23 protein-coding genes are annotated in these 20,951 nt (G+C 64.1%); 16 read left to right on the top strand and 7 right to left on the bottom strand.

The annotated features are described in order from the left end of the window. The first annotated feature begins 106 nt into the window (after window positions 1–106). The 3 genes from P2T60_RS15030 (at window position 107) to P2T60_RS15040 (ending at window position 2,355) form a co-directional block, all read left to right on the top strand. Window positions 107–337 (top strand): DUF8007 family protein, encoded by a 231-nt coding sequence (locus P2T60_RS15030; RefSeq protein ID WP_276280054.1) that lies wholly within the window; start codon window positions 107–109, stop codon window positions 335–337. Between the two features lie 54 nt (window positions 338–391). Next, the gene (locus P2T60_RS15035; RefSeq protein WP_276280055.1) at window positions 392–1,078 is read left to right on the top strand and encodes a DUF5828 family protein; all 687 of its coding nucleotides are present in this window, start codon (window positions 392–394) and stop codon (window positions 1,076–1,078) included. Between the two features lie 86 nt (window positions 1,079–1,164). Beyond that, window positions 1,165–2,355 (top strand): inorganic phosphate transporter, encoded by a 1,191-nt coding sequence (locus P2T60_RS15040; protein ID WP_276280056.1) that lies wholly within the window; start codon window positions 1,165–1,167, stop codon window positions 2,353–2,355. A gap of 25 nt (window positions 2,356–2,380) precedes the next feature. On the opposite strand, the gene P2T60_RS15045 is transcribed toward P2T60_RS15040, so the two are convergent. Continuing rightward, window positions 2,381–3,736: a hemolysin family protein gene (locus P2T60_RS15045; RefSeq protein ID WP_276280057.1), complete on the bottom strand. Its 1,356-nt coding sequence runs from the start codon at window positions 3,734–3,736 to the stop codon at window positions 2,381–2,383. Between the two features lie 186 nt (window positions 3,737–3,922). Here P2T60_RS15045 and P2T60_RS15050 point away from each other — a divergent pair, with 186 nt between their 5' ends. From P2T60_RS15050 to P2T60_RS15070, 5 genes are all read left to right on the top strand, one after another. Beyond that, window positions 3,923–4,201, top strand: coding sequence for a glutathione S-transferase N-terminal domain-containing protein (locus tag P2T60_RS15050; RefSeq protein WP_276280058.1), 279 nt, complete (start codon window positions 3,923–3,925; stop codon window positions 4,199–4,201). Beyond that, complete coding sequence (locus tag P2T60_RS15055) at window positions 4,201–4,713, top strand: redoxin domain-containing protein (protein ID WP_276280059.1); 513 nt, start codon at window positions 4,201–4,203, stop codon at window positions 4,711–4,713. The genes P2T60_RS15050 and P2T60_RS15055 overlap by 1 nt, the downstream gene beginning before the upstream one ends. Window positions 4,714–4,883: 170 nt before the next feature. Beyond that, on the top strand, window positions 4,884–5,597 hold the full coding sequence (locus P2T60_RS15060) for a M23 family metallopeptidase (RefSeq protein WP_276280060.1): 714 nt from the start codon (window positions 4,884–4,886) through the stop codon (window positions 5,595–5,597). Between the two features lie 91 nt (window positions 5,598–5,688). Then, window positions 5,689–6,432: a M23 family metallopeptidase gene (locus P2T60_RS15065; protein WP_276280061.1), complete on the top strand. Its 744-nt coding sequence runs from the start codon at window positions 5,689–5,691 to the stop codon at window positions 6,430–6,432. Between the two features lie 48 nt (window positions 6,433–6,480). Then, the gene (locus P2T60_RS15070; protein ID WP_276280062.1) at window positions 6,481–7,059 is read left to right on the top strand and encodes an L-threonylcarbamoyladenylate synthase; all 579 of its coding nucleotides are present in this window, start codon (window positions 6,481–6,483) and stop codon (window positions 7,057–7,059) included. 40 nt (window positions 7,060–7,099) lie between these two features. Here P2T60_RS15070 and P2T60_RS15075 read toward each other — a convergent pair whose 3' ends face one another. After that, on the bottom strand, window positions 7,100–7,765 hold the full coding sequence (locus P2T60_RS15075; RefSeq protein WP_276280063.1) for a CRISPR-associated protein Cas4: 666 nt from the start codon (window positions 7,763–7,765) through the stop codon (window positions 7,100–7,102). A gap of 278 nt (window positions 7,766–8,043) precedes the next feature. Continuing rightward, window positions 8,044–8,646, bottom strand: coding sequence for a conditioned medium-induced protein 4 (locus P2T60_RS15080; RefSeq protein ID WP_276280064.1), 603 nt, complete (start codon window positions 8,644–8,646; stop codon window positions 8,044–8,046). Between the two features lie 113 nt (window positions 8,647–8,759). Here P2T60_RS15080 and P2T60_RS15085 point away from each other — a divergent pair, with 113 nt between their 5' ends. The 4 genes from P2T60_RS15085 to P2T60_RS15100 all read left to right on the top strand — a co-directional run bounded on the left by P2T60_RS15085 (window position 8,760) and on the right by P2T60_RS15100 (window position 12,975). Then, a complete protein-coding gene (locus P2T60_RS15085) occupies window positions 8,760–9,341 on the top strand; it encodes a biotin transporter BioY (protein ID WP_276280065.1) in 582 nt (193 codons plus the stop codon). 3 nt (window positions 9,342–9,344) lie between these two features. Beyond that, complete coding sequence (locus P2T60_RS15090) at window positions 9,345–10,067, top strand: energy-coupling factor ABC transporter ATP-binding protein (protein WP_276280066.1); 723 nt, start codon at window positions 9,345–9,347, stop codon at window positions 10,065–10,067. Further along, window positions 10,064–10,771 (top strand): energy-coupling factor transporter transmembrane component T family protein, encoded by a 708-nt coding sequence (locus tag P2T60_RS15095; protein WP_276280067.1) that lies wholly within the window; start codon window positions 10,064–10,066, stop codon window positions 10,769–10,771. Before P2T60_RS15090 ends, P2T60_RS15095 begins: the two co-directional genes overlap by 4 nt. 83 nt (window positions 10,772–10,854) lie before the next feature. Next, the gene (locus P2T60_RS15100) at window positions 10,855–12,975 is read left to right on the top strand and encodes a heterodisulfide reductase-related iron-sulfur binding cluster (protein WP_276280068.1); all 2,121 of its coding nucleotides are present in this window, start codon (window positions 10,855–10,857) and stop codon (window positions 12,973–12,975) included. A 331-nt stretch (window positions 12,976–13,306) separates the two neighbouring features. Here the strand turns inward: P2T60_RS15100 and P2T60_RS15105 are convergent, their stop codons facing one another. After that, complete coding sequence (locus P2T60_RS15105) at window positions 13,307–13,852, bottom strand: DedA family protein (protein WP_276282220.1); 546 nt, start codon at window positions 13,850–13,852, stop codon at window positions 13,307–13,309. Between the two features lie 600 nt (window positions 13,853–14,452). Here P2T60_RS15105 and hemB point away from each other — a divergent pair. The 4 genes from hemB to P2T60_RS15125 all read left to right on the top strand — a co-directional run bounded on the left by hemB (window position 14,453) and on the right by P2T60_RS15125 (window position 18,597). Next, entirely contained in the window at window positions 14,453–15,433 is a 981-nt protein-coding gene (gene hemB, locus P2T60_RS15110; RefSeq protein ID WP_276280069.1) for a porphobilinogen synthase, read from the top strand. Between the two features lie 118 nt (window positions 15,434–15,551). Then, on the top strand, window positions 15,552–16,118 hold the full coding sequence (locus P2T60_RS15115; RefSeq protein WP_276280070.1) for a DUF7342 family protein: 567 nt from the start codon (window positions 15,552–15,554) through the stop codon (window positions 16,116–16,118). Between the two features lie 42 nt (window positions 16,119–16,160). Next, entirely contained in the window at window positions 16,161–16,589 is a 429-nt protein-coding gene (locus P2T60_RS15120) for a toxin-antitoxin system TumE family protein (RefSeq protein ID WP_276280071.1), read from the top strand. Window positions 16,590–16,926: 337 nt separating this feature from the next. Continuing rightward, on the top strand, window positions 16,927–18,597 hold the full coding sequence (locus tag P2T60_RS15125) for an ammonium transporter (RefSeq protein WP_276280072.1): 1,671 nt from the start codon (window positions 16,927–16,929) through the stop codon (window positions 18,595–18,597). A 61-nt stretch (window positions 18,598–18,658) separates the two neighbouring features. Here the strand turns inward: P2T60_RS15125 and P2T60_RS15130 are convergent, their stop codons facing one another. From P2T60_RS15130 to P2T60_RS15140, 3 genes are all read right to left on the bottom strand, one after another. After that, complete coding sequence (locus tag P2T60_RS15130; RefSeq protein ID WP_276280073.1) at window positions 18,659–19,372, bottom strand: hypothetical protein; 714 nt, start codon at window positions 19,370–19,372, stop codon at window positions 18,659–18,661. A 2-nt stretch (window positions 19,373–19,374) separates the two neighbouring features. Beyond that, window positions 19,375–20,127: a hypothetical protein gene (locus P2T60_RS15135; protein ID WP_276280074.1), complete on the bottom strand. Its 753-nt coding sequence runs from the start codon at window positions 20,125–20,127 to the stop codon at window positions 19,375–19,377. Between the two features lie 278 nt (window positions 20,128–20,405). After that, the gene (locus P2T60_RS15140) at window positions 20,406–20,915 is read right to left on the bottom strand and encodes a hypothetical protein (protein ID WP_276280075.1); all 510 of its coding nucleotides are present in this window, start codon (window positions 20,913–20,915) and stop codon (window positions 20,406–20,408) included. Window positions 20,916–20,951 lie beyond the last annotated feature (36 nt).

Below are 20,951 nucleotides of genomic sequence, written 5' to 3' on the forward strand. Positions count from 1 at the left end.
TCCGGTCCGCGCGGCGGAATGAGCGCGAGTCACTCGCGCTCATTCCGCCACGCGACCGCCGAAACCTTAATAATCCGGACACCCAACCACCGTGCAAGACCAACGCATGGACGACAAACGAACCGAAGCGTGCGGCCGGTGTTCGATGACCACCGTCGTCTCGATGACGACCGACGGCGAGGGCGGCGAACGCGCCGGGCGAAACCCCTTCGACGGCGACCGCATCGAGGTGTCCGAGACCGAGATGCAGGCCGCCAACCGACATCAGGTGTGGCTAGGCCGACTCAAGCGCCGCTTGGACGAGATGGCGACCCGCCTGACGTACGGTCGCCAATGACACGACGAGCATCGCCCGACAAGCGTATATCAGAGCCGAACTAGGGAAACTCCAATGGAAGAGAGCGTTTCTGGCTTCAAGCTCCGCGGAACGTGGGGCGACATCGTCGAACACGGCGAGCGCATCACCGAGGCACTCCGCGAGGCAGACGTGTCCGGTGACGCCTACGAAGAGTGGGACGAGTGGCGACCCAAGCACCACGAACGACTCGGCGAGGACGTATCGGAGAAGACCGCCGAGCAAGCCTCTGTCGGCGAGGGCAAGGGCGAGAAGGAGGGCAAAGCGCCCGACGACGACCTCAAGACCGCGGGCGAGAAGATAAGCGAGTCCTACGAGAAACTCGAAGAGGAGAAGACCGACGAGGCGGTCGATAGCTGGCAGGACTCGGTGAGTTACGTCGCGCGCGCCGCCGACTCCGCGAGTCGGAAGGCCCTCCGGAAAGTCGAGGACACCGTCTACCAGAAGGTCATGACCCGGCTCGCACCCTACTACTTCGACAACGACCTCATCAGCGCCAACGTCCAGCAGGTCGGCCGCGGCGACGACCAAGAGGAGTTCGTCTTCGAGGTCAACATCAACGACGACGACCTGAAGGAGACGGTCAGCGAGCGACTGGCCGACTACGAGGACGAGGTGAACCGGTGGCACGTCGCCACCGAGAAGCGCACCGACACCGCGGAGGCCGCCGAGGGCGTCGAAGCGCCCGAGGAACCCGAGCAACCGCACTCGAAGACGACCTGACGCCCCGACGACCGAGACGGCGGAAATCGAGCGACTCGAAGCAGGAAGCCGGTACACTATTCTATCGTCGGCGATAGGTTCGCACCATGGTCGGGAGCGGCGTCGTGACGTTGGTAATCGCAGGCATCGCTAGCCTCTTCATGGCGTGGGCCATCGGCGCGGGGTCGTCGGGGTCCACCCCGTTCGCGCCCGCGGTCGGCGCGAACGCCATCTCCGTGATGCGGGCCGGATTCTTCGTCGGACTGCTCGGCTTCCTCGGAGCGGTGATGCAGGGCGCGAACGTCTCGGAAGCCGTCGGCACGGAACTCATCGGCGGCGTCCAGTTGACCGCCATCGCCGCGACGACCGGTCTGCTGGTCGCGGCCGTACTCGTCGCCGTCGGCGTGTTCACGGGCTACCCCATCGCCACCGCGTTCACCGTCACGGGGGCCATCGTCGGCGTCGGACTGGCGATGGGCGGCGACCCGGCGTGGGCGAAGTACCGCCAAATTTCGGCGCTGTGGGTCCTCACGCCCTTCGTCGGGAGTTCCATCGCGTACAGCACCGCGAAGCTCCTGCGCTCGGAGCGCACCGCCGAACAGGTCGTCATCCCGTTGCTCGCCGGTCTCGTGGGCCTCATCGTCGCCAACGTCAAGTTCGTCGTCCTCGGCCCGCCCGACGTGAGCCAGTCCGTCGCCGAAACCGCGGCCGACTCGCTGGCGCTCCCGCCGGTCGCTGGCGTCGAGACGGGCCGAATCGTCGTCTCGCTCGCCGTCGCGGGCGTGGTCGCCGGACTGCTCGCGTGGGACGTGCGCCGGGACTTGGACGCCGGACAGCGCCACTTCCTGCTGGCGCTCGGAAGCCTCGTCGCCTTCTCCGCTGGCGGGTCGCAGGTCGGACTCGCCATCGGGCCGCTGGTTCCCCTGCTCGACCCCTTCGAGATTCCGCTCGTGCCGGTGCTGGTCGGCGGCGGCATCGGTCTGCTCGCGGGGTCGTGGACCGGCGCGCCCCGGATGATAAAGGCGCTCGCGCAGGACTACTCGGCGCTCGGTCCCCGCCGCTCTATCGCGGCGCTCATCCCCTCGTTCGCCATCGCCCAGACCGCGGTGTTCTTCGGCATCCCGGTCTCGTTCAACGAAATCATCGTGAGCGCCATCGTCGGAAGCGGTTACGCCGCGGAGGGAAGCGGCGTGAGCAAGGAGAAGATGGGCTACACCGTGCTGGCGTGGCTTGCGTCGCTGGTGTTAGCGATTGGCGTCGGGTACGGTGCGTTCACCGCGATAGAGATGGTCGGATAAGGCGGCGTGTCGCAGAAAGAACAGACTACCCTTCCGTCTCGACGCCCTCTTCCAACTCCGCACCCGGCTCGCCTCCACTCTCGGCGCGTTCGGCCGCGTCGAGTTTCGTCACGCGGGCCTTCATGATGCGGGTGTTCTCGACCTGTTCGACGTGGAGGCGAACGCCGTCGTAGGTGATGTCCTCGCCTTCCTCGACCAGTCTCCCGGCCCGGTTGAAGATGAACCCGGCGATGGTCTCGAACTCCTCGCCTTCGGGGAGTTCGATGCCCAGCGCCTCGTTCACCTCGTCGATGTTGAGTTCGCCCTGCACGATGATGGTGTCGTCGTCCACGAACTCGATTGGTTCTTCTTCCTCGCCTTCGAGGATGTCGCCGACGATTTCCTCCACCATGTCTTCCATGGTGATGAGACCCTCGGTGGTGCCGAACTCGTCGATGACGATGACCATCTGCATGCGGTTCTCGCGCATCTCCGTCAGGAGTTCGTCCACGTTCTTGCTCTCGGGGACGTGAAGGGTAGGCTGAATCACGTCCTCCAGTTCGAGTTCGTCGTGTTCGCCGTAGGTGTGTTCGCGCACCAAGTCCCGGATGTGGATGACGCCGATAACGTTGTCGAGGCTACCTTCGTAGACGGGGACGCGCTCGTGGCCGCTCTGGACCAGCGTCTCGATGGCTTCCTCGATGCCGTCGGTTTTGGCGACGGCGGTCATGTCGAGGCGAGGGGTCATAACCTCCTTGGCGATGGTGTTGTTGAACCGGAAGATGCGCTGGAGCATCTCTCGCTCGTCTTCTTCGATGACGCCCTCGCGCTCGCCGGTCTCAATCATGTTCTGAATCTCGTCGCGCGTGACGTACGAGGTTTCGATGGCCGACCGACCGCCCGTGACCTTGTTGACGAGGCGGGTCAGGTAGTCGAACGTGACGACCAGCGGGAGGAGCGTGTACTCGGAGTACTTCAACGGTTTAGCGATGCGAAGCGCCCACGACTCGGTGTTCTCGACGGCGTAGGACTTCGGCGCGCTCTCGCCGAATAGCAAGACGAGCGCCGTGATGCCGAAGGTAGCGACGGCCACCGCTTGACCCTGCGAGAGGTGGAGCGCCAAGACGCCCGTGGCGATGGACGACATGGCGATGTTGACGATGTTGTTGCCGACGAGAATCGTCACCAGCAGGCGGTGGGGGTCGGACTTGAGTTCGGCGACGGCCTCCGCACCGGGCACCTTGTCCTCCATGAGCGCATCGACGCGATGCTTTGCGAGCGAGAACATCGCAATTTCCGAGGAGGAGAAGAAGCCCGAGAGGGCGATGAGAACGACGATGGCTACGACTCCGAGCCACGTTATTTGCCAATCAGAGAGGGCGACACCGAACACCTCTGCCATAGGGACCACATTGACAGACGCGGCCGCGAGTATCGGGAGTGAAACCATTCAACAACGTAACTTGAGAGTCGGCGGGATTAACTCTTTATTCTTTTCCTCGGACGTGACACACTACCGTCGGGTTCGGGACCGCGCGAGACTGCCGCGAGCGAAGACCTTACGACTCTTTCGCGCCAATACGCGCCTATGAGCCAGCCAGCTACCGGCAGTCCGGCGATTACGCTGTATCGCTTGCAGGCGTGTCCGTTCTGCGAGCGCGTGGTCCGAAAGCTACAGGAGTACGACCTCGACTATCGGTCGCGGTTCGTGGAGCCGATGCACAGCGACCGCAACGTCGTCAAGCGACTCTCCGGCAAGCGGACCGTCCCGGCAATCGTGGACGAGAACACCGGCGTCACGATGAGCGAGAGCGCCAACATCGTGGAATACCTCGAAAACACCTACGGTTCGGGAGGTGGCGAGTGATGGTGGACTTCGAAGTCGTCTCGTTGCCCGACGCAGACCACGTAGAAGAGGGTGACACCGCGCCCGACTTCACCCGACCGCTGGTCAACGACGAGTATTGGGAAGACGCCTCGCTGTCGGAGTTGACCGACGAGGGGCCGGTTCTGTTGGTCTTCTTCACGATGGACGGCGCGTTCCCCGCGACGTACGTGTGGAACGAGTTGCGGGATAGAAACTGGGACGACGGTCGGAACGTGACCATCGTCGGTCTCTCCATCTCGGACCCCTACGCCCACAAGCGCCTCATCGAGGAGCGCGGGATGGACTACCGACTGTTCAGCGACCCGCAGAACGGCGTCGCCGAGGAGTACGGCATCGCTAACGACTTAGACGGGATGGCGGGCGTGAGCGAACCCCGGCCCGCGGTCTTCCTGTTGAACGGGGACCGGACCGTCGAGTACGCGTGGGTCGCCGAGGAGTGGCCCGACTTCCCCGACTACGACGAAATCGAGGACGCCATCGACGGCCTGTAACTGGAAAGCCTCGGATGCGGCGAGAAATGCGAACGACCGACTTTTCGTGAAATTGTACCGTCGGAGAGTGCGGTCGCACTCGTCCTGACTGCCCTGTAAAAATTTGACGAACTAAAGATTCATTTTTTCTAGAATAGCTTTTAGTTACTACAACAACAATTGTAAATTGCATGGACTTCGACAGACGAAGCTTCCTGAAGGCGAGTAGTTCGGCAATCGTGGGCGGTATGGCGCTGAGCGGGACCGCCGCGGCGGGTCACCTGTCGGTCAGCGACCCCGCCATCACGACGACCGACCTCAACATCCGTGAACAGCCGAGTACCAGCGCGAGTGTCAAGGCCACCGCCGACCAGTGGACCGGCGGCCACATCGTAGACGGCCCGACGAGCGCCGACGGCTACACGTGGTGGAAAGTCTCGTTCAACCAAGACAGCGACAACGGCCGCATCACCGGCTGGGTCGCCGAAGGTGACGCGTGGCTCGACGGTCCGACGGACTTCTCGTACCCCTGCTGGGGCTTCATCACCCAGACCTCCGCCGAGGACGGCGGTGCCATCGACATCGGTAACGACTACGGGACGCCGCTAGTCGCCGCACGCGACGGGACGGCTTACACCGGGTACGGCGACCGATGTGGCTACTACGTCTCCATCGACCACGGCGGCGGTTGGACGAGCATCTACTGCCACATGCAGGAGCGGTACGTCTCGGACGGCCAGACCGTCTCGGAAGGCCAACAAATCGGCGAGATGGGTTCGACCGGCAACTCGACCGGACCGCACGTCCACTTCGCAATCCGGTACAACGGCGCGAATCAGGACATCCCCGGTTTCGACGGTCAGGACCTCATCGCCGGGTCCGGTATCCCGAAGAGCTACCTCTGACGGACCTTATTCAGGCTTTAGATATTCTTAAATTGTTTTCTTTTGTAGTTAATTTTAATATCTAGTACGCCCTCCGATTCGAGGAAGTCAAATGGTAAACGACGAAACCAGCAGACGCAGTTTCCTGAAGGCGAGCGGCGCGGCAGTCGCAGGCACGGCGGCCCTCACCGGTACCGCGGCCGCGGCGAAAGACTACGAGTACCTGACCCCCGTGTTCACCACCTCGGACCTCAACGTCCGAGAGGACGCGACGACGAGCGCAGGTATCGTCGCCACCGCCGCCAAGCGGACCGGCGGGCGCGTGTTTCAGGGTCCCGAATCGAGCGACGGCTACAACTGGTGGAAGGTCCAGTTCTCCGGAGACGGGGACAACGGGTCGGTGACCGGCTGGGTCGCCGAAGACTGGCTGTCGAGCGCCAACTTCGCGTGTCCGATGACGGGCACCGTCACCTCGACGTACTGGGACACCCGCGACGGCGGCACCCGATACCACCGCGCGGTGGACTTCGCCGACGGCGGCGGCACGCCCATCCACGCGGCGGCGGGCGGCACCGCCGAGCAACGCTACGACGACGGCGGATACGGCAACTGGCTCATCATCTACCACGGCAACGGGTGGAAGACCGGCTACGGCCACCTCCAGTCGTTCAATGTCGCCGACGGCGCGACCGTCTCGCGCGGCGACGTGGTCGCCTACGAGGGCGACACGGGCGCGGGCACCGGCCCGCACCTCGACTTCCAAGTGTGGGACCCCGACTGGAACAAGCGCCGGTCGTACTACGACAAGTACGACGAGGCGGTGCAGGGCACCGGCGTCCCGCGCGTGTTCTTCTGAGCGGCCGCAGGCGCTACCCTTTTTTCGACAGATTACCCAGAGAGAGGCATGGACGAGGACATCGAACGCGCGGCGGCCGCGATTCGGGACGGCGAACTCGTCGTCTACCCGACCGAGACGGTCTACGGGTTGGGCGCGGACGCGCTGAGCGAGGACGCAATCGAGCGCGTCTTCGAGGCGAAGGGCCGGGCACGCGACAAGCCCGTCTCGCTGGCCGTGCCCGACGTGGCGTCCGCGCTGGAGTACGTCCGCGCGACCGACCGCGAGGAGCGGTTCATGCGCGAGTTCCTTCCCGGTCCCGTCACCGTCCTCTGCGAGAAGCGCGAGGCGGTGCCCGATATTTTGACTGCCGGGCGCTCGCGCGTGGGGGTGCGCGTGCCCGACCACGAGGTCGCGCTGGCGCTCTTGGGCGCGGTCGCACCCGTCACGAGTACGAGCGCGAACGTGAGCGGTCGGCCGAGCGCGACCCGCGCCGACGACGTGGACGACGAGATTCGAGACGCCGCCGTCGTCCTCGACGGCGGCGAGACCGGGGGCACCGGGAGTACCGTGGTGAACGTCGCGTCCGGCGAGATTCACCGCCGGGGTGCGAACGCCGACGCGGTGGCGGCGTGGCTACGCGAGTGACCGCGAGCGGTCGTCGGTATCCGGGGACCCGCTTCGGGACTCAGAGTCCGAGAAGCGACTTCAGCGACCGGGTTTTCACGCCGCACTCCGCGCGGTAGTCGCAGGCCTCGCACTTGGCGTCGTTCGTGAGGCGCGGCGGCGGGCCGTCGAGCGACCGGACCGCATTGACGGAACGCCGGTAGGCCGCCTTCCGGCGCGTGCCGATGCTGATTTCCCGAATCGCGCCGTGAGTCGGGTACTCCACGAACGCGCGTTCGACCGGTTGGCCCGACTCCCACGACAGCGCCTTCGCCGCGGCGACGGCCCGGACCGTCTGGGGTTCCCAGACGCCCTGTTCGGGCGGGTCGCCGGTGAACACCATCGCGGGCGTGGGCGCGTCGAGCGAGAGGACCTTGTGGACGACGCCGCGACAGTCCTTGCCCTCGACCAGACGCTCGCGCTCGCTCGGGTCCCGAATCTCGGACCACGCGGCGTCGAACCGCCCGCGGGCGTAGTCGAGGTGCGAACGGAACTCGGCCGGACTCACCGACAGCGGCAGGTCGGCGAGTCGCTCGTCCGGACCGGCCAGCAGGTCGCCGTACCGGAACGCCACGTCCCGGCGCTCGGCCACCTCGTCGGGGACTTCGATGTCGTCGCGCCGCCGGTAGTACAACTTCCGCGGGCAGTACGCCGCGGTTTCGAGTTCGCTGAACGGAATCTTCGACACGCGATTGGTTCGTCCCGTCCTCGGGCATAAAGTTCGGCTAATTCTGCAATTGTTTAAGCAATGAAATTATGTGTCCGGCCGCCGACGACCGGCGAGCGACCGAGTGGAACGAGGGAGCGGACGCTCGGCCCAACAAACATCGAAGACGCTCGGCCCGACAAAATCCACCGTCTAGCGTCCGCGCGAGCGGAGCGAGCGGCCTTTTTGGTCCAGATTTTTCGAGGAGCGGTGGCCGCAGGCCGACGGCCTGCGGCCACCCGACGAAGAAAAAGGTGGTCTCAGAAGGAAACGTTGGTCTCCATCCCCTCGGTGGCGTCGTCCAGTCCGTCCTCTTGGACGCCCTCGGTCATCCGGTCGGAGAGTTCCCGGTCCTGCAGGACGTTCTCGAACTCGTTGCGGAACTGGTCGTTGACGGTCCGGCGCTCCTGTTGGGTCTCGACGACCCGGCGATAGCGTCGAACGGTCGATTCGCTCACGTCGAGTTCGTCGGCGCACTCGGCCGCCGAAGCGCCCGCGTCGAGCAACTCGCGCAGGTCGTCCACGTCGAACGGCGCGTCCGAGTCGTCCTCGCGCAGGAGGTGGAGGTCGATGCGGGCGCGCGCGACGGTCTTGCCGAGCGAAGCGTCGCCGAGACTTCGGGCGATTTCGGCGTCGGAGTCGCCCGCGTAGAAGCCCCGGACGACCGTCACGAGTTCCTCGTCCGAGAACGTCGTTCCGAAGTCGTAGCGCTCGCGCATCCGGCCGACGACTTCTTCGAGGCGTTCCTCGACCGCCGTCTCCGAACTCAGGGACCCGTGGGTCTCCTCCTGTTGTTCGGTGACGGTGGATTCGTCGGTGACATCCATGAAGATGTCACGGAGTTCCTCTGTCTTCTCGTCCATTACTGATGTGGGTGGGTCGTGATGGTGATATAAAAATTTGTCGGCAACGGCACGCGACGAGACGAGCGTCGTCAACCGAAGCGTTCTTTCGGGTTGACGAACCACGACCGGACATGAGTACCGACACGGCTTCGGTCGAACTCGTCGGCGAACAGACGGTCGAGAACGTCGCTCGCGCGGCGTTACTGGCCGCGCTCACCGGCGCGTTCGCCTACGTCTCGTTCCCGAACCCCTTCTCGCCAGCGCCCGTCAGCCTCCAAGTGCTTGGCGTCTTCCTTGCCGGAATCCTGCTCGGTCCGGCGTGGGGCGGCGTCTCGATGGCGCTGTACCTCGTCGCCGGAGCGGTCGGCGCGCCCGTCTTCGCGGGCGGGTCGGCGGGCGTCGGCGCGCTCCTCGGTCCGACCGGGGGCTACCTCTGGTCGTACCCCGTCGCGGCGTTCGCGGTCGGCGCAATCGTCCACGGCGGCCTGCGACTCGGCGACCCCGACGAGTGTGGTCTCGGCCGCCTCGTCGCCGGGATGGTCGCCGGAACCGCGGTCATCTACGCCTTCGGCGTGGTCGGTATGGCGCTCGTCCTCGGCATGACGCTCCAGAAAGCGTTCGTCGCGGGGGCGCTGGCGTTCATTCCCGCCGAGGCGTTCAAGATGGCCGCCGCAGTCGGCGTCGTCCGGAGCGACCAAATCACCGCAGAGTAGCGCATGATAGAGACCCGCGAACTGGTCCACCGGTACGGCGCGAGTGGTGCGTCGGACGGGGACCCACCGGCGGCGGTCGATGGCGTCTCGCTGTCGATTCCGGACGGCGAGTTCGTCCTGCTGGCGGGCGCGAACGGGTCGGGCAAGACCACGCTGGTCCGCCACTTCAACGGCCTGCTCGAACCCGACGAGGGCGAGGTGCTGGTTGACGGCACGTCGGTCTCCGAGGACCTCGTGGCCGCCCGGACCCGCGTCGGGATGGTGTTCCAGCAACCCCGCGACGGGTTCGTCTCGGCGACGGTCGGCGCGGACGTGGCATTCGGCCCGGAGAACCTCGGTCTCCCACGCGAGGAAATCGACCGCCGAGTCGAGGAAAGCCTCGCCGCCGTGAACATGGCGGGACGCCGCGACGAGCGAATCGACGAACTCTCGGGCGGCGAGCGAGAGCGAGTCGCCATCGCGGGGGCGCTAGCGATGGACCCCGACCACCTCGTGTTAGACGAACCGTTCACGGGACTCGACGCCCCGGCGCGCGAGTCGGTGGTCGAGCAGTTGCGGCGTCTAAAGGAGTCTGGCACCGGCGTCGTCCTCGTGACTCACGACCTGCGGGACGCCTTCGAACTCGCCGACCGAGTGGTCGCACTGGCGGACGGACGCGTGGCCGTGGACGCCGCGCCCGCGGACGCGCGCGAACGACTCCCCGACATCGGCGTCCGAGTCCCGTGACGCTGAGCTATCTGCCGGGCGACTCGCTGGCCCACCGACTCGACCCCCGGACGAAACTGGCCTTTCAGGTCGCGTTCGCGGCCGCGGCGTTCGCGCACACGACGCCTCGCGGTCTGCTCGCGCTGACGGCAGTCGCGTTCGTCGTCCTCCGAGCGTCCGGTCTCGGCGCGCGCGAGACGCTGGTCGGGTACCGCTTCGTCTTCCCGTTCCTGCTGGCGGGTCCCCTGCTTTCGGCGCTGACGCTCGGTCCCCCGTGGCTTCGGGTGGAACAGGGGTTCGAGAGTCTGCTCGCCAGCTATCGGGTCGTCCTCGTGTTGTTCGCAAGCGCGGCCTACCTCCGGACGACCCCCGTCAGGGACTCGCGGGCGGCGATTCAGCACCTCGTGCCCGGAAAGACGGGCCGACTTCTCGGCACCGGCGTCGGGTTCGTCTTCCGGTTCCTTCCCGTCTTGCAGGCCGACCTGCGCCGGATTCGGGACGCGTCGGCCGCCCGACTCGGCGACCAGCGCGGACTGGTCGAGCGGATGCGACTCGTCGGCGTCTCGGGACTGGCGCGGGCGCTCTCGCGGTCCGACAGGTTCGCGTTGGCGCTCCGCGCCCGGTGTTTCGCGTGGAACCCGACGCTTCCCCACCTCTCGCTCTCGCGGACCGACGTACCGGTGGCGGTGGTGAGTCTCGGACTGCTGGCGTGGGCGATAGTCTAAATTATAAACTCCGAGTCCGTTTTTGGACGGGGAAGCCGCCTGAGTCGGTAAAACTTATGCGAATCCTGTCCCCCGTGTAAAACATGGCAAGATTTGTGCTGGCGCAGGCGGGGTCCGACGTGACCCGCCCGACGTTGTGGAAGATAGGCCACTTCGGAGAGGCCATCTTCTACTACCTCGCGGCGGTGGCGATAGCCATTTTCGCCGTCGGCGTCTACGAACGGTTCTCTACCTACGCGGACGGAACCGAGTCGTGGTTCGACCGCCTCGACGACCTGACGGGACGAATCGTCTCGGCGACCAAAATCGTCTTCTCGAACCAGAAGCAGTTCGACCGGGACCTCTACGCGGGCCTGATGCACGCGTTCATCTTCTGGGGCTTTCTGACCCTGTTCATCGGGACGACCATCCTGATGATAGACATGGACATCTGGACGAAGGCCCTCGGGCAGGACTCCTTTTTCGTCGGCGCGTTCTACCTCTCGTACTCGCTGGTGATGGACGCGATGGGTCTGCTGTTCGTGGTCGGCGTCGGTATGGCCATCTACCGGCGCTACTGGGTCCGGGAGGGTCGGCTCTGGGGCAAACACACCTCCACCGAGGACGACCTGTTCATCTGGGCGCTCTTCCTGTTGGGCGTCGGCGGCTACGTCACCGAGGGCGTCCGAATCCTCGGGACGAGCGCGACCCGCGACGTGTCGTTCGAGACGGTGAGTTTCGTCGGGTGGTTCGTCTACGACGTGATGGAACTCGCGGGCGTGACCCCCGAGATGGCGGCCGCGGCCTACCCCGCCATCTGGTGGTCCCACGCAATCTTGGCGCTCGCGTTCGTCGCCGCGGTTCCGTACGCCAAGCCGTTCCACATGATTTCGAGTTTCGCCAACGTCGTCACCCGCGACGAGAAGGCGGGCAAGCGACTTCCCGGCGTGCCCGACGACGCCAGTCCCGAGGAAATCGGACACGGGTCCATCGAGGACTTCTCGTGGAAGGAACTACTCGACCACGACGCCTGTACCAAGTGCGGCCGGTGTTCGTCGGTCTGTCCCGCGAAAGCGTCGGGCCGACCCCTCGACCCACGCGACGTGATTCTCGACCTGAAACAGTACCGCGAGGACTTGGACGCCGGGCGGACCGAGGAGAAGGACATCATCGCCGACGGCGGTGCCTCGGTCATCAACAGCGAGACGATGGAGTCGTGCATGTCCTGCATGGCCTGTATGGACGCCTGTCCGGTCGAAATCGAACACGTCGAGCAGTTCACGCAGATGAACCGCCGACTCACCGAGTCGGGCCAGATGGACCCCAACGTCCAAGACACGATGATGAACGTGTTCCAGAACGGCAACACGTTCGGCGAACCCCAGCGCAAGCGCCCCGACTGGGCCGACGAACTCGACTTCGAGATTCCCGACGCCCGCGAGCAGTCCGTCGAGTACCTCTGGTACGTCGGCGACTACCCGAGTTTCGACGAGCGCAACCGGAAGGTCGCTCGCTCGTTGGCGACCATCCTCGAAGAGTCCGGCGTCGAGTACGGCATCCTCTACGACGACGAACAGGCCGACGGCAACGACGTGCGTCGGGTCGGCGAGGAAGGACTCTACGAGATGCTCGTGGAGGACAACGCCGCGGCAATCGGCGACTGCGACTACGACAAAATCGTCTGCACGGACCCCCACAGCTACAACACCTTCAAGAACGAGTATCCGGAGTTCGAGGAGTGTGAGTGGAGCGAGGACGACGTGTTCCACTACACACAGGTGGTCGAAAACCTGTTCCGCGAGTTGGGACTCTCCGGGTCCGAACTCGACTACACCGTCACCTACCACGACCCGTGTCACCTCGGGCGGTACAACGACGAGTACGAGGCACCCCGCGAAATCGTGAGAGCGACCGGGTGTGAGTTGGACGAGATGCCGCGCAACCGCGACGACTCGTTCTGTTGCGGCGGCGGCGGTGGCGGCCTCTGGATGGACTTCGAGGAAGACCCCAAGCCGAGCGAGGAACGCCTCCGAGAAGCCCTGAACGACACCGATTCGGGAAGCCGCGTCGAGAAGTTCGTCGTCGCGTGCCCGATGTGCATGACGATGTACGAGGACGGCCGCAAGACCGGCGGCTACGAGGACGACATCGAAATCGTGGACGTGTCGGAGTTGCTGGTCGAAGCGATTGGACAGAAAGAGCGCGTGGAAGTCGCGGCGGACTGACTACGCAATTTCTTCTGGGTCGAGGCGAGGAACTATCCCGTCGAACGCGAGTACTGCGTCGGAGTCCCGTACCCCGACGAGTGCGATGGGAGACCCGTAGACCTCTACGGGAGGGCGAGTGGTATCAAACACGTGTCCGTTTCGGCACTCGAACCTCGGGTCGAAAAACGGCGACTGCCGCACCCATCGCGGCAGAAATGCGCTCGCGTGGATTTCAAAGCATGGCACGCGATGAAGTCGGCACGCGAGCGCAAGCCGACGTAAGTACTCTGGCTTGTTAGGTGTGACGCCTCTCGGTTCGCAGAGAAGTGCGGACGGGTAGCCCGCCGGGTCAGAGGAAGCCGAGGAAGCCGAGTTCGACGGCGTAGAGCGCCGCGGCCGCGAGCCACGTCTGGAAGACGAGAGTGCCGAGCGCCGAGAGGACGACGAACTCCGTGTCGTTCATCTCCGCGAATCCGGCGGGCACCGTGAGCATCCCGCGGGTGAAAAGCAGAGCGTTGCTGACCGGGACGACGACCCGGCCCCACCGCTGGAACCACCCGTCGAAGCGGTCGAGTTGGTCCGCGTCGATTCGGAACCACCGCTTTTCGAGCAGGTACTCCCGGCCGCCGCGCTTTGCGAGCAAGAAGAGCGCGTACTGGCCGATAGTCGCGCCGACGACGGCGACGCCGATGACTGCGCCGATAGTGGCGTAGTCGCTGGCCGACTCCGCGAGCAGGGTGACGCCGAGGGGAACGAGGCTCTCGCTCGGCGCGAAGTAGAGCAGCATCGCGCCCTCCAGAATCAGGATGAGGAAGAGCGCGAGCAGGCCGTACTGGTTGAGCCACGCCTTGGCGAGTTCCTTGTTCCCGACGAAGAACAGGCCGACGCCGACCACCGCCGCGAGGACGATGCCGACCGTCAGCAAGACGAGACCGTTGTCCGCGAAGAACTGCCGGACGCGGCCGGGTTCGGTCGCGTTCGAGAGTAACACGCCTACGAGGAGTACCGCGGCTCCGAGCGCGACAGGCGCGTCGGAAGCGACGAGAGCGAGCGGGGAAAGCATTCGTGACTGTCGTATCGACTGGGTGTACTAAATGCGTTATGACCCCGTTCGAGAGACGTGTTCTGAGAGCATCGTAAGAGAGTCGAAGATAACGAGAAGAGAAACGTCTACTGAAGCCCCGCCCGGATACTCTATCTTAGTGTAGCTGTGAGCGCAAACGGCACGATTTCGGTAGTGTTGTCCTCTTGAAGCCCCCGGTCGCTCGCGGTCGTTCAGCGACATATCTGCCGGACGTAGTTGCGTCAGATAGAGGTCGCTGAAACGACCACGGCCCTTCGGACCGCGAGCGACCGGCCCCTTCATCCCACCCTCGGTCGATTCGCCGGGCGTTCGCCGGTGGAAAGTCGTACCGAGCGTTCACTGGTTTTTGCGGCGTGACAGAACTGCGGCGGGAGCGACGCGGTTTTGACGCCCGCGGCGCAAATCCCGGACATGGACCTCAGCGACCGGCCCCGCCGTCTCCGGCGGGACGGAATCCGCGGGATGGTCAGCGAGACCGACGTGGACGCCAGCGACCTCATCGCGCCCGTGTTCGTGGACGCGACGACCGACGTGCGACGCCCCATCGAGTCGATGCCCGGCCACGAGCGCGTACCGGTCTCCGAGGCCGTCGCGCGCGTGGAGGAAGTGCTCGAAACCGGCGTCGAGGCGGTCATGCTGTTCGGCATCCCCGAGTCGAAAGACGAACGAGGCACCCGCGCGTGGGCCGACGACGGCGTGGTCCAAGAGGCGACACGGCGCGTCACGGCGGAGACCGACGCCTACGTGATTACCGACGTGTGCCTCTGCGAGTACACCGACCACGGCCACTGCGGAGTGCTGGAGGACGGCGCGGAATCGGCGGCGCGACTCACCGTCAGGAACGACGAGACGCTGGACCTCCTCGGGAAAATCGCCGTCTCGCACGCTGAAGCGGGCGCGGACATGGTTGCACCCTCGGGGATGATGGACGGGATGGTCGGGGCGATTCGAGAGTCGCTGGACGCCGCGGGCTTCTCGGACGTGCCAATCATGAGTTACGCCGCCAAGTACGAGTCGGCCTTCTACGGCCCGTTCCGAGACGCCGCCGACGGCGCGCCCGCGTTCGGCGACCGGCGACACTACCAGATGGACCCCGCGAACCGCCGCGAGGCGATGCGCGAGGTCCGCCTCGACGTAGAACAGGGCGCGGACGTGTTGATGGTCAAGCCCGCGCTCCCGTACCTCGACATCGTGCGCGACATCCGCGAGGAGTTCGACCACCCCGTCGCGGCCTACAACGTCAGCGGCGAGTACGCGATGCTCCACGCCGCCAGCGAGAAGGGGTGGCTAAATCTCGAGGAAGTCGCGCTGGAGTCGCTGGTGTCGATGAAGCGCGCCGGAGCGGACCTGATTCTGACGTACTTCGCGGAGGACGTTGCCGACCAACTATAGATTTCTTAGAGGCTGATTTTTGTTTTCTTTAGCCATAATTTGGTTGCTTTTGTTCGGCGAGAGAGGGGCGTATCGACTAGCACAAAATATAATCAGTAGTAGCTCAAATAATTCTGTGATGGCTGAAGACTCGGGGAGTCCGTCCGCTCCGTCGCCGCTGGCCGACTACCGAACGAAGACGGAAAATCGGAGCGCCTTAGAGCGCGTGTCGATGCTCGTCCCGAATCTGACCGAGGAGACCACGGTAGCGGAGGTCGCAGACGACGCCGACGTGTCGAGAGAGACCGCACGGAAGCATCTGAACCACTTCGAGAACTGGCACGTGCTGGTTCGGACTGGGACCAACCCGGAGACGTTCGTCCGAAACGAGTCGTACTTCGACTGGCTAAGAATCGACGCGCTCAAGCGAGAGCAGTCGGTCGAGGAACTACAGGAGACGCTGAGCGAACTCGCGGCCGAGGACGAGCGACTCGCCGAGGAACTCGACGGGGAGTCGCCCGCGAGCGTCGATATGCTCGGAGAAGGCTACGAAAACGCGGCCGAGTCCGCCGAGAAAGTCCGCCGGTGGCAGAGCGTCCGCGACCGAATGGACGACGTGGTGGCCGCTCTCCGGAACAAACTCGACCTCGATTCGACGGTTCCACGCGAGGACGCTTCCGGGGAGCGCCTGCGGATTTCGGAATAAGTATCTTTAAACTCTGTAGTCGATATAGTCGAACCGAGCGCCGTGGGCCGAACCTCAGTAGACGACCGAGTGTTGCGCGACATCGCCGACGAGTGGCGAGGCTTAAATTGGGTAACGAGTATCCGCGTCAGACCGCGAAACAAATCGAACAAGGTAGTCGTCGAACTCGAAGCGAATTACTACCCCAGTGAAGTTCGACAGGTATCGGTAGAGTTCGAGGTACTGGTAGGCGGCGACTTCTTCGTCACGTACCGCGAGGTTTGGGAGCGGAAAGCCGACGATTATCGGTGTCGGTGGGACCGTCACGCGAACGACCACAACGCCCGAGACCACTTCCACGAACCGCCGGACGGCGAGCAGGCGGTAGACAGAGACGACTTTCCGAAGTATCCGTTCCGGATGACCGAACTGGTCCTTCGGTTCGTGGAGCGACGACGCGGACTCGCGTTCGAGGACCGACGACGCGACTGACGGCGTTCGACCGCCCGAGACCCCCCGATTTTCGCGCGCACCGCCGGTTCGCGCCGCCGCGTACCACCCGCGACGCCGACACTACGAACGTCCGGAAACCGACCTGACGAACGACGAATTTCTGGACGGAATACAACCTTATATCGCTATTATCCGATTTTAAACCGGACGACCGTCTACCGTAGACCCATTATTTTGTAAAATATCAACGCACAACCTTATGTACTGCTTTGCCGTCACACTATATCGTGAGCGAACACACGAACCAAGAGGAATTCGAGGTTTTCCTGAACAGTCGTCCAGACGATTTGGTGGTACTCCCGACGGAGGAGTCGGAATGATAGGCGCGCCGTTGCAGGTGGACCCCGGTTCGATAGCCAGCGGGGTCAACAACGTCTGGGTCCTGACAGTGACCTTCCTCATCTTCTTCATGCACGCCGGATTCGCCATGCTGGAGGCGGGGCAGGTCCGGTCGAAGAACGTCGCCAACCAGTTGACCAAGAACATGCTGACGTGGAGCGTGGGCGTCGTGGTCTACTTCCTCGTCGGCGCGGGCATCTCGTCGGTGGTCGGCGGGGCCGCCGACCCCTTCGCCTACGTCAACGGAGGGTCGGACTCGTGGATAGGCTGGCTGTTCGGCGCGGTGTTCGCCATGACCGCGGCGACCATCGTCTCCGGGGCGATTGCGGGCCGCGCGAAGCTCCGGGCCTACGTCACCTACACCGTCCTGCTGTCGGCGGTCATCTACCCCGTCGTCGTCGGCTTCACGTGGGCTGGCGGCTTCCTGACCGACATCGGGCCGGGCTTTCAGGACTTCGCGGGCGGCGTCATCGTCCACGGGATGGGCGGCATCGCGGGCCTGACCGCGGCGTGGATTCTCGGCCCGCGGATGGACCGCTACAACGACGACGGGTCGGTCAACGTCATCCCCGGTCACTCCGTGACCTTCGCGGTCCTCGGGACGCTCATCCTCTGTTTCGGCTGGTACGGCTTCAACGTCGGGACCGCCGCGAGCGTCTTCGTGGTCGAGAGCGGTAGCCTCGCGCTCGGCGCGTTCGCCGACACGGTGGGTCGCGTGGCGCTGACCACCACCCTCGGCATGGCCGCGGGCGCAATCGGTGCCGGGACCGTCTCGCTGGTCAAGACCGAGAAGGTGGACACCCTCTTCGTCGCCAACGGGATGCTCGCCGGACTCGTCGGCATCACCAGCAACACGAACGCGATTACGTGGACCGGCGCGCTGGTCGTCGGCCTGCTCGCTGGCGGCCAACTCCCGGTCGTCTTCGAGTTCGTGGAGAAGAAGCTCAAGATAGACGACGTGTGCGCCGTCTTCCCGGTTCACGGCTCCGCGGGCGTCCTCGGGGCGCTCCTGTTCCCGTTCTTCGCCATTCCCGGCTACGAAGTGAGCTTCCTCGCGCAGGCCATCGGCGTCGGCGTCATCGCCCTCTGGACGATAAGCGCGACCGGACTCGTCTTCGGCGTCCTCAAACTGCTCGGACAGGCCCGCGTCAGCCTCGAACACGAGCGCGAGGGTCTCGACATCGCCGAACACGGCGTGGACACCTACCCCGAGTTCGGCGGTCCCGACGTGGAAGGGAGCGCCGTCCGGACGGACGGCGCGGGCGGCCTGCGGGCCGACGGTGCGGGCGACCTGCCCAACGCGGGGCAAATCAAGATGGTCACGGCAGTCGTCCGCCCGGACCGCCTCAGCAACGTCAAGACCGCCCTCGCGCAGGTCGGCGCGCCGAGTCTCACGGTGACGAACGTCTCGGGTCGCGGGAGCCAACCCGCCAAGACCGGCCAGTGGCGCGGCGAGGAGTACACCGTGGACCTCCACCAGAAGGTGAAAGTCGAGTGCGTCGTCGCGGACGTGCCCGCCGACGAGGTGGTCGAAGCGATTCGTGACGCCGCCGACACCGGCGAACCCGGCGACGGCAAAATCTTCGTGATGCCCGTCGAGGACGCCTGTCAGGTTCGGACCGGTGTCCGCGGGACCGAAGCGGTGTAAAGAGCAGTCGCTGGTGGGTTCGTCTTCTCTTCCGTTCTCGAAAAAATGACCGACAGTCGGGTTACGACAGGTTGTTGTTGTCGATGTAGTTGCGCACGGAGTTGGTCGCACAGCTACTGGTGAAGTCGGTGATTATCTCCGTGTTCCCGCCGTCGGTACACGAAACGCCGTCCCAGCTGTACATGATGGAGATGTAGTCGTAGTAGTTGCGGTTCGAGTACGTACTCACGTCCGAGGGGTGTTCGGCGTTGAAGGTGTGGAGTAGCTCGTGGAAACCGACGCCCTCGGACTCAACGTTCGAGAGTTCCGTGGGGAGGTTGCCGTTGTCTTCGTGGTGAGTGTCCACGAGACCGCAGATGTCGTCGTCGTCGCCAGCAGAGCCGATATATCCCCAGCCGTAGGTACCGGAGTCGTCTCCGTAGTAGTCCACGACGACGATGGATTCAGCGCCGCTGTAGAGGTTGCCCTCGTTGTTCTTCAGCCAGTCGTCGGCGGCGTACAACCGGTCGTTGAGGGCGTTGTTGTCCGGGAGCGCGGACGCGGGGATGGTCACGCCGCCGGTGTACTGTGCGGTGACGCCCGCGTCGTACTCGTTGCTTCCGTCCTCGATGTTCGTACTCCACTTGTCGGAAATCCAGCTCAAGATGTCGTCCATCTTGTTGCTGGCCGACTGGTTGGAGTAGTTGTTCCAGAACGGGTCGGTACCGACGATTTGGACCGCTATCGTCTTAGCCTCCTCGGGGTCGAAGTCTTTTGGTCGGGTTTTCGTCTGCATCGTTACGCACCTCCGTTAGCGTTCGTCTCGACCTGAACGTCCTTGGGGACCGCGAGCAGGTCGGCCTCGTCGATTTTCGAGAGTTGGTCTTGCGCCAACGCCAGTAGAGACTGGACGCGAGCGCGCGCGTACGGGTCGTTCGACGCGAGCGGGAACACCATGTAGTCCTCGTGAGCGTAGAGCGTCACTTGCCCGTGGTTTCGAACCGTAATGCGCTGGCGAGCCGAAACCGGTCGCTCGCCGTTCGCGGGCGTGACCGAAACGGTCCGGTCCTCGAACTCGGCTTCCTGCCCTTCGGGGACACGCATCTCGTCGCCGCCGGTGGCGAGACGAACCGCACCGTTTGCTTCGACCAGCGACGCTTTCGGAACCGACCGTTTCCGACCGAGACCGACGTATTCGTTTGTCAGTCCTCGGTAGTCGGTCTCGACCGGGATTTGATACCTCGATTTCGTAATCGGGAACGAGGTGCCACTCTCGTAGAACTCGCCGTCGGCGGCGACCACGCCGGAGTCGCCCGTGAACGTATCGACGGGCGCATTCGTGAGCGTGAGTCGTTTCTTGGAAGGTTCGACGACGTATCCGGCGGTACCGTGTCGCGCAGACTTCGGTCCCGTCGGGGCGTTCGGGAACTCCTCTTTGACCTCGACGAACTGGACGGTTCCGCGCTCGAACTTGCTCGGGTCGGCGGCGGCGAGGTCGGTACTGGTACCGAGACCGAGCGTGAGGACTCCGAGACCACCGGCGCTTTTCAAGATGCTACGTCGCGTTGGCGTCTCGCGTCGTTCTCTCGTTTCGTTGGGGGACTCATTCATGTTATCTGCACCACAACAATCTAGTTGGAAGATTAACACTTATCCCTTTCTACCGTATTTAGATATGATTAATTATATTAATAAATCCCTATATCATGTCGATTTTGTATTATTTATATTTATTTTGTGTTTAATTGAGGACTGTTTTCCACCAAATAACGAGAAAGTGGCTCCGAGATAGTGTGGAGGAGCGAGACGGAAAACAGGGTCGAACGGAGTTAGGCCTCAACGACAGTCCCGTTTCGCGGATTCGGGCCGGGACGGACCTGACCGGCCGTCTGAGCGCGTAATATCACCGTCTCGTTGACGAAGTAATTCACCGTGTAGAATCCGCCGCCGGACATCTCACTGCCGTCTCGCCGGAGGGTCTTCGAGAATCCCACTTCAAGGTGGACGACGAACCCCGTCGCGGTAACGTTGAGAATTTTCGTTCGGGCCGGGGTCATCGCCAACTCGGTGGTGTCGTTCGTGAGTTCTTCGTTCCACATGTACGCCTGTTCGTAGTCTTCAACGAACCCGACGACGTTCTCTCGCGTCAGATTCTCAGGTCGCTCCGGGAGAGACCTCTCGGTCAGACGAGTATCGTTGGACGAGTCGGGGGGCGGCGTCTGTACTGGCGTCGAAGCATTCGTTGTCTCCCGATTCTGGTCGCTAGCTGGCGCACTGGAGAGACACCCCGCAGTCACCAACAGCAACCCGAAACCGAGTATGGCGAGTCTCGAATGCATGACGCGGAGTACACCTACTCGGGACAAAGACGTTTG

This window comes from Halorussus caseinilyticus (assembly GCF_029338395.1).
Classification (GTDB): domain Archaea; phylum Halobacteriota; class Halobacteria; order Halobacteriales; family Haladaptataceae; genus Halorussus; species Halorussus caseinilyticus.

Bases quoted from the DNA above. Each gene is read 5' to 3' on its own strand.
- P2T60_RS15030 (WP_276280054.1), top strand. From the start codon at position 107: ATGGACGACAAACGAACCGAAGCGTGCGGCCGGTGTTCGATGACCACC.
- P2T60_RS15035 (WP_276280055.1), top strand. From the start codon at position 392: ATGGAAGAGAGCGTTTCTGGCTTCAAGCTCCGCGGAACGTGGGGCGAC.
- P2T60_RS15040 (WP_276280056.1), top strand. From the start codon at position 1,165: ATGGTCGGGAGCGGCGTCGTGACGTTGGTAATCGCAGGCATCGCTAGC.
- P2T60_RS15045 (WP_276280057.1), bottom strand. From the start codon at position 3,736: ATGGCAGAGGTGTTCGGTGTCGCCCTCTCTGATTGGCAAATAACGTGG.
- P2T60_RS15050 (WP_276280058.1), top strand. From the start codon at position 3,923: ATGAGCCAGCCAGCTACCGGCAGTCCGGCGATTACGCTGTATCGCTTG.
- P2T60_RS15055 (WP_276280059.1), top strand. From the start codon at position 4,201: ATGGTGGACTTCGAAGTCGTCTCGTTGCCCGACGCAGACCACGTAGAA.
- P2T60_RS15060 (WP_276280060.1), top strand. From the start codon at position 4,884: ATGGACTTCGACAGACGAAGCTTCCTGAAGGCGAGTAGTTCGGCAATC.
- P2T60_RS15065 (WP_276280061.1), top strand. From the start codon at position 5,689: ATGGTAAACGACGAAACCAGCAGACGCAGTTTCCTGAAGGCGAGCGGC.
- P2T60_RS15070 (WP_276280062.1), top strand. From the start codon at position 6,481: ATGGACGAGGACATCGAACGCGCGGCGGCCGCGATTCGGGACGGCGAA.
- P2T60_RS15080 (WP_276280064.1), bottom strand. From the start codon at position 8,646: ATGGACGAGAAGACAGAGGAACTCCGTGACATCTTCATGGATGTCACC.
- P2T60_RS15085 (WP_276280065.1), top strand. From the start codon at position 8,760: ATGAGTACCGACACGGCTTCGGTCGAACTCGTCGGCGAACAGACGGTC.
- P2T60_RS15090 (WP_276280066.1), top strand. From the start codon at position 9,345: ATGATAGAGACCCGCGAACTGGTCCACCGGTACGGCGCGAGTGGTGCG.
- P2T60_RS15100 (WP_276280068.1), top strand. From the start codon at position 10,855: ATGGCAAGATTTGTGCTGGCGCAGGCGGGGTCCGACGTGACCCGCCCG.
- hemB (WP_276280069.1), top strand. From the start codon at position 14,453: ATGGACCTCAGCGACCGGCCCCGCCGTCTCCGGCGGGACGGAATCCGC.
- P2T60_RS15115 (WP_276280070.1), top strand. From the start codon at position 15,552: ATGGCTGAAGACTCGGGGAGTCCGTCCGCTCCGTCGCCGCTGGCCGAC.
- P2T60_RS15125 (WP_276280072.1), top strand. From the start codon at position 16,927: ATGATAGGCGCGCCGTTGCAGGTGGACCCCGGTTCGATAGCCAGCGGG.
- P2T60_RS15130 (WP_276280073.1), bottom strand. From the start codon at position 19,372: ATGCAGACGAAAACCCGACCAAAAGACTTCGACCCCGAGGAGGCTAAG.
- P2T60_RS15140 (WP_276280075.1), bottom strand. From the start codon at position 20,915: ATGCATTCGAGACTCGCCATACTCGGTTTCGGGTTGCTGTTGGTGACT.